Source organism: Streptomyces sp. NPDC058964 (genome assembly GCF_042741275.1).
In the GTDB taxonomy this organism is placed as follows: Bacteria; Actinomycetota; Actinomycetes; order Streptomycetales; family Streptomycetaceae; genus Streptomyces.
Window position 1 is genome coordinate 1 of the sequence record NZ_JBHYKH010000508.1, and the last position, 6243, is coordinate 6243.

Consider the following 6243-nt stretch of genomic DNA (forward strand, 5'->3'; position numbering starts at 1 on the left):
GGGCTCCGGCCCGGCCGGAGCCCGCGCGTCACGCGGGGGATGCGGGTGCCTTTTGGTGGCGGGGTGCGCGGGGGGCGTACCGACGAGCTGCTGGACAGGTCCAGATCGAGTCGGCTGGTCATGTCCAGCTCGAACCGGCCGTAGGGGTTCACGTGGGTCCAGAACAGCGGGGACAGCGCCCGCGAGTTCCTCGGCCACTTCGAAGCGCGCAAGGTCGCCACCGGCCTCTGCGGACGGGCCTTCCCAACCCCTTGCATCCATGAGAACGCCCCGTTGACTGAACGGACCACTTTGATTGTGCAGTTCAGGGCGCGGGTGAGGTTGTCGCCCAGTACGGTCTGCGGTCGTGATGAACGATGGTGTGCCTGAACGGGATCTGTCGAGGTTGACCGTTCCTCGGTGGGGTCGGCTGGTGGAGACCGGCGACCGGTACGAGCCCTAGCGGCTCGTCGACGCCGACGGCGCGGCCGTGGTGCCTGCCGCGGTGTTCTTCCAGGAGCTGCTCGCAGCCGGTAAAACGGCGGCGACAGTCCGCTCCTATGGCATGGACCTGCTGCGGTGGTGGCGGTTCCTTCTCTGCACCAAGTCAAGTCAGACAGTCGCGGCTGACGTCAACGAATCAGGTGGAACGCGCGAGGCGTCGCCGTTTCCCGGCTCTTCGAACACTGGGCGCGGCAGCCGGAAGCTGTCTGAGGTGGACTACATGTTCCCGAGCCAGCGATGTCCTGGGTGCGCGCGGGCGAGGAGCTCGGCCAGTGTCGTGCGCTGAGCTGAAGTCATGTGCGGGAGAGTTGCGTCGAAGTCTGCCTGATCCTTGGGGCGTGCGTGCTTGGCCTTGAACAGCAGGACCAGTTCAGGCGCCAGGTATGGGATGCCGTCTGGGGTGTGGTGGATGATCTCGCTGTAGGGAAGCCGGATCGTCTCGTCGCGTCGGCAGATCCAGGTCTTGCCGTCGTGGGGTTCGCGGAATACATCGAGTAGGTAGTTGCCGGTGACTGGATCGCGTAGCCAGGTCTGGTGTGTGGCGGCCAGCACGTCTGGTGTGGCGTTCTCCCAGATCTGGCCGCTGCTGACCGCGTCGAAGGCGTATCCGGGGAAGCGGTTGCGAACCTCGGGGAAGTTTGCGGTGGGGATCGCGATCTCGATGTCCCCGTGCTCGCGCGTCTGCGTGCCGCGGAACAGATCCAGCGATCAACTCCCTAGTGGCGGCATCGAACTGTCGCCTGCCGAGCTCGATGCCCTCGACGCCAGGTGGTCATCCTGCTGGACCCCGAGTGAGGTCGCACAGCACCTGGCCGGGATCGCCGCGCCCTGGTGCGTGGCCGCAGGCTGGGCGCTCACCGGAAGGAATCTATCAGCGAGATCGAAGCGCCCGTGAGCGTGACCGATCATTTCGGGTCGCTGGGGTCCTTCGGGTGCGTCGGGCTGCGTCGGCCTGTTTGATGCGGACGAAGGTGAGGGTCAGGTCGATGCCCTCGCTCCAACCCACGAGCAGCTCGATCTCGACAGGGGCTTCCTCCTTCCCCGCCATCTGGACCAGCGATGCCGAGCTGTCAGTGGGTCACGCCCCTGGGGGCCGGAGGCCAGGCATGCCGAGGTTGACCGGCGCGATGCGAGCCAGACGCTGGCTCTCCTCGCGTTTCTGACAGAGGAAGGTGAGCGTGAGGTCGATGCCCTCGATCTCTCCGAGCCAACCCTCCTGCTCAGCACGGGCCCGGCGAGCCAGCAGATCGGCCTCGATCTCGTCGAGGCGAGGCAGCATCTTTGGGCTGATGTTGAGCACGGGACATCGCAAACAAGCGTGCTCATGTTGACAAGCGGGGCCATAGGGCCGAGAGCACCCGCCAAGCTCAACTTTCCGGTGGTCGAAGTGCTCTTCAAATCCTCGCCACTCGGTGTCAGTGACCGGGCGGTACTCGTCCGCGGGGCGGGCCTGGCGGCGCCGGTCGAGAAAACCTTGATAGTGGCGGACGACGTCTTCGTTGAACACGGCGACGTAGCCACGAGTTGTTTGCAAGTTCAAGTGGCCGAGTAGGGCAGCGCCGATATGGGTCGGGAGACCGTGATTCACCAGGTCGGTAGCGAGGAGTCGACGGAAGTCATGTGGGGTGAAGTCGGCGGAGTGGAAGGCGGGATGGTCTTCTGCGAGTTCGCCGCATCGGCGTTTGAGTATGTTGACGACAGTGGTGTCGGAGATGACCTCGTGGTTTGTTCCGATCCGCCGTTGAAACAGGAACGGCATTGGCGCACTGCTACGGCGCTCGTGAGGGTCGTAACGGGGCAGCAGTGGGATCGTGCGGCCATCCCGCGTGTGGCGCCGGATGATGGACGCGATGACGCCGAATAGCTCCGCGGACATGGGGATGACGCGTTCCCGGTCACTCTTGGATGGAGCGACCACGAGTAGGGTAATGACTTCTCCGCTTGGTCGCTGGTACTGCCGGATGCTGAGATGAGTGAGTTCGAGTGCTTCTTCGATACGGACGCCCGAGTGACGGAGAACTTCGACGATCGCCCACTCCCAGAAAGCGGCGTCCTCGACTGCCGTGACGTTGATGGACTTGCCGCTGCTTTGGTCGCGGACGCGGACGTTCGCGTTCCCTCCGAGCCTGACGCGTCGTTCATCGGCCCGGCTCCACAGCCGTTGGTAGATACAGCCGTCGACGGTGATGGTCGCTCCGCCGGCAGCATCAGCAGCTCGTTCCAAGAGCGCGTGGAGATGGCTGTACCGATTCTCCATGTGCTCCACGAGGGTGCTCAGCAAGGGTTGACGCGGCCGGGTGCGATCATCCATTCGCTCCTTGACTCGCCGCTTCCGGATTCCGTAGCCCCGGACGTCCGAGTCGGAGATGGGACAGGGAGCGACCCAGACCGCCCACTTGTGCTGAAGTCGTGAGGCCCGCGCCTCCGGCATGGATGAGCTCGACAGCTCATTCGGAGGGAACCAAGCGATAGTTCAAAGAAGCTTGTGTCCGATGCTCGCTCCTCCGGCCTGATCCAGCTCAACGGTCACGGCTGACCAACACCCGTGACAACCTGATCGCCCGGATCGCCGAGGCGAAGCGGGAAGGATGGCTGGGCCAAGTCGAGGGCCTCCAGGTCAGCCTCGCCGGCGCGCAGGGAAAGCTGGACCAGCTCGATGCCGAAACAGCCCGCCGACTCTCCACTGTCGATCTCGGCATGCCGACCTTCGCAGACATCGCCGACCGCACCACCACCACGGCGTCGACGGACCGGCACCGTCCCTGAAATCCATGGTCGCCACAAAGCTGAACTGCCTACGCTCCAACCCATGCGAACTGTCTTCGTGTTTCCCACAGGTGAGCGAGCTGAGACCGTTGCCTCGCTCGATCGGCATCTGCCCGAGCAGCGCCATCCGTGGACTCTGGACGGCAACCTCTACATCGACACCGACGATGAGCAGACCGGCTACCTCTTCTCCGACTGGGATCCTGAGGATATTGCGATCCTCGAAGCGGCCATCGGACATCACCCCACTTGGGCGGTGCAGATCGACATCTCCGGGCGGATCGACGGCACCGCAGAGGTTCACCAGATGATCGCTCTGCTGCTTGAGCACGGAGGCGTGGCAACGGACGACTACACCCCCCACCCATGGACCCTGCCGGAAATCCTGTCTGGAACAGTGATCGACGGCCTGCGCTTCTTCGACTTTCGCGGCTACCACGAACTCCACCGCGAACACGGGCGTTCCTGACGCGATCACCTCACCAGCGCAAGTTCAGAGAAGCCCGCATCCGCTGCGCGCTCCTGCGACCAGACCCGGCCCCGCGTCCCCGGCTGGTCGAGATCCAAGACGATCTCCTGGCCCGCATCGCCGAAGCCACCCGCGAAGGCTGGCTCGGCGAAATCGAAGGGCTCCAGGTCAGCCTCGCTGGCGCCCAGGACAAGATCGCCCGGATCGACAGCGCCACAACGAATCGCTCCATCGACCTCGGCATGCCCAGCTTCAGCCAGATCGCGGGCCGCGGCTGACGGCAGCCGTTCGCGGTTCCGGACGGAGGAGAGGAGATCCGCCTCCCGCCGTACGCGGACCGCGCCGCGGGCGTGGGGTGACGGGGCGCAGCCGGACGTGGGCGTCCAGGCCGGTGCCGGGGGCGGGGTGCAGGGTGATGGTGCCGCCGGAGGCGCCGATGAGGTGGCGGACGATGGGCAGGCCGAGGCCGGTGCCGTCGTGGTGGGTGTCAGAGGAGCGCCAGAAGCGGTCGAAGGCGCGTGCGCGGTCGGCCTCGCTCATGCCGGGTCCCTGGTCGATGATGTGGAGTTCGGTGCCGGGGACGCGGTGGAGGGTGATGGTGGTGCTGGGCGGGGAGACGCGCAGGGCGTTGGCGAGAAGGTTGTCGATGACCTGTTCCAGGGCGCCCGGGATCGCCCACACGCGACCGGCCGGAGGGCCGGTGATGTCGATGGCGACGTACTGCTCGGCTGCCAGCGGCTCCCACATCGCGACCCGGTCGGTCAGCACGGCGTCCAAGTCGACGGGTTCGGGGGTGGTGGCGGTGTTCTCCAGGCGGGCGAGGGCGAGCAGGCCCTGCACCATGCGGCCGAGGCGTTCGACCTCGCCGACGGCCTCGTCCAGGCTGGGGTGGGCGCGTGGGTCGAGGTAGGGCTCGAAGTTCTCCAGGCGCAGCCGTAGCGCAGCGAGCGGAGTTTTCAGCTGGTGGGAGGCTTCCGAAGCGAATGCCTGCTGTGACGAGAGCAGGTGCTGCAGGCGGGTGGCGGTGTGAGTGAAGGAAACGGCCAGGCGGCGCAGTTCCGGCGGGCCGATGGTGGCGTCGGGAGGGTTGGTGAGCTGGCCGTCGGCGAGCTGGGAGGTGGCAGCTTCCAGGGTGCGCAGGGGGCGAGTGATCCACCGGGCCAGGCTGAAGGCGACCAGCGCGACCGCGGCGAGGATGCAGGCCCCGGCCAAGGCGAGGGCCCCCCAGATGCGATGGATATGGGCAGTGACCTCGGACAGGGGGTAGGTCAGGCGCAGTGTGCCGCGGATGGTGGTGCCCGAGGAGCCGGGCATGGTGGCCGACACGACGTCGTTGCCGTCACTGTCGGACGTGGTGGTGACTGTGGGCCGGTTGGTCAAGGCACGGGCGATGTCCGGCTGCGCGGCGAGGCTGATGCCGGTGCGGCCGCCGGGGTCGGAGTCTGCCAGGACAGTGCCCTGTTTGTCGGTGACGAGGACGCGGCTGCCGGTGCGGGTGGCGTAGTCGCCGATCACGTCGGGCAGCGCGTCCAGGTGTCCCTTTTCGATGTTCTCCTCGGTCACCTCCGCGAGCATGGAGGCATCCCGCTCCACGCTCTGCGCGGCGCGGGAAGTCTCGCCACGGGCGTAGATGAAACCGAGCGGGATCTCCAGGCCGGCCAGTACGAGCAGGGCCAGGCCGAGGTAGCTGAGCAGCAGGCGCCGCGTCATCCGGCTGCCTCGTCGGCGTGGACGCCGGGGACGGTGAGCCGGAAGCCGACCCCGCGGGCCGTGGTGACCCAGCCTGCATCGCTGAGCTTGCGGCGCAGGGCTGCGACGTGGGCGTCAAGGGTCTTGGTGGGGCCGAAGAAGTGCGGGTCCCACACCGAGTCCATGATCTGCTGGCGCGAGTACACCGTCCCGGGATCCTCCGCGAGGTAGGCCAGCAGGTCGAACTCCCTCGGTGTCAGGGCCACCTCCCGGCCGTCGAGGCGGACTTCGCGCGTACGGCGGTTGAGGACCAGAGGGCCCAGTTGCTGGGCTCCGTTGGCCGGCGGATGCGTGTCCGACTTCTCGGGCGTTCCGCTCGGCAGGTAGGCGGGGGCTCCGGCGCGGCGGTTGACGGCGCGGATCCGGGCGATCAGCTCCCGCACGCCGAACGGTTTGGCGAGGTAGTCGTCGGCGCCGAGTTCGAGGCCGACGATGCGGTCGGCTTCTTCGCCCCGGGCGGTGATCATGATGATGGGGACGGCGGAGCGGGCGCGCAGGCTGCGGCAGACGTCCAGGCCGTCCATGTCGGGCAGTCCGAGATCCAGCAACACCAGGTCCGGCGCGGCCGCGGTGTCGGCGAGTCCGGCAGCACCGGTGCGGACATGGTCCACGGTGTATCCGTAGCGGCCCAGTCCTTCGGCGAGGGGGCCGGCGATTCGGTCGTCGTCTTCGATGAGCAGCAGCCGCATGGCGTAAGGCTCGCACAGCCGTGCCAGGGGAGTTGAAGCGTTCACGTGAAGCCGCCTGGGACCAGGGAGACGTACGGGACGAGGTGG

General features: G+C 66.9%; 6 protein-coding genes and 1 pseudogene. 1 reads left to right on the forward strand and 6 read right to left on the reverse strand.

Annotated features, from left to right (window positions below):
- From ACFW2E_RS38590 to ACFW2E_RS38605, 4 genes and pseudogenes are all read right to left on the reverse strand, one after another.
- Nucleotides 1–212 (reverse strand): annotated as a pseudogene (locus tag ACFW2E_RS38590) (hypothetical protein); the annotation flags it as partial.
- 487 nt (nucleotides 213–699) lie between these two features.
- Nucleotides 700–1188, reverse strand: a complete 489-nt coding sequence (locus ACFW2E_RS38595; protein ID WP_384474254.1) for a hypothetical protein — start codon at nucleotides 1186–1188, stop codon at nucleotides 700–702.
- Nucleotides 1189–1561: 373 nt separating this feature from the next.
- Nucleotides 1562–2794 (reverse strand): tyrosine-type recombinase/integrase, encoded by a 1233-nt coding sequence (locus ACFW2E_RS38600; protein ID WP_384474244.1) that lies wholly within the window; start codon nucleotides 2792–2794, stop codon nucleotides 1562–1564.
- 215 nt (nucleotides 2795–3009) lie between these two features.
- On the reverse strand, nucleotides 3010–3240 hold the full coding sequence (locus tag ACFW2E_RS38605) for a hypothetical protein (protein ID WP_384474247.1): 231 nt from the start codon (nucleotides 3238–3240) through the stop codon (nucleotides 3010–3012).
- Nucleotides 3241–3292: 52 nt separating this feature from the next.
- Here ACFW2E_RS38605 and ACFW2E_RS38610 point away from each other — a divergent pair, with 52 nt between their 5' ends.
- Entirely contained in the window at nucleotides 3293–3718 is a 426-nt protein-coding gene (locus ACFW2E_RS38610; protein WP_384474250.1) for a hypothetical protein, read from the forward strand.
- Nucleotides 3719–3970: 252 nt separating this feature from the next.
- Here the strand turns inward: ACFW2E_RS38610 and ACFW2E_RS38615 are convergent, their stop codons facing one another.
- Nucleotides 3971–5428 carry a sensor histidine kinase gene (locus ACFW2E_RS38615; RefSeq protein ID WP_384474252.1) on the reverse strand — a complete coding sequence of 486 codons (1458 nt, stop codon included), beginning with the start codon at nucleotides 5426–5428 and terminating at the stop codon, nucleotides 3971–3973.
- Entirely contained in the window at nucleotides 5425–6156 is a 732-nt protein-coding gene (locus ACFW2E_RS38620) for a response regulator transcription factor (protein WP_384474257.1), read from the reverse strand. Before ACFW2E_RS38620 ends, ACFW2E_RS38615 begins: the two co-directional genes overlap by 4 nt.
- Nucleotides 6157–6243 lie beyond the last annotated feature (87 nt).

Bases quoted from the DNA above. Each gene is read 5' to 3' on its own strand.
- ACFW2E_RS38600 (WP_384474244.1), bottom strand. From the start codon at position 2,794: ATGGATGATCGCACCCGGCCGCGTCAACCCTTGCTGAGCACCCTCGTG.
- ACFW2E_RS38610 (WP_384474250.1), top strand. From the start codon at position 3,293: ATGCGAACTGTCTTCGTGTTTCCCACAGGTGAGCGAGCTGAGACCGTT.
- ACFW2E_RS38615 (WP_384474252.1), bottom strand. From the start codon at position 5,428: ATGACGCGGCGCCTGCTGCTCAGCTACCTCGGCCTGGCCCTGCTCGTA.
- ACFW2E_RS38620 (WP_384474257.1), bottom strand. From the start codon at position 6,156: ATGCGGCTGCTGCTCATCGAAGACGACGACCGAATCGCCGGCCCCCTC.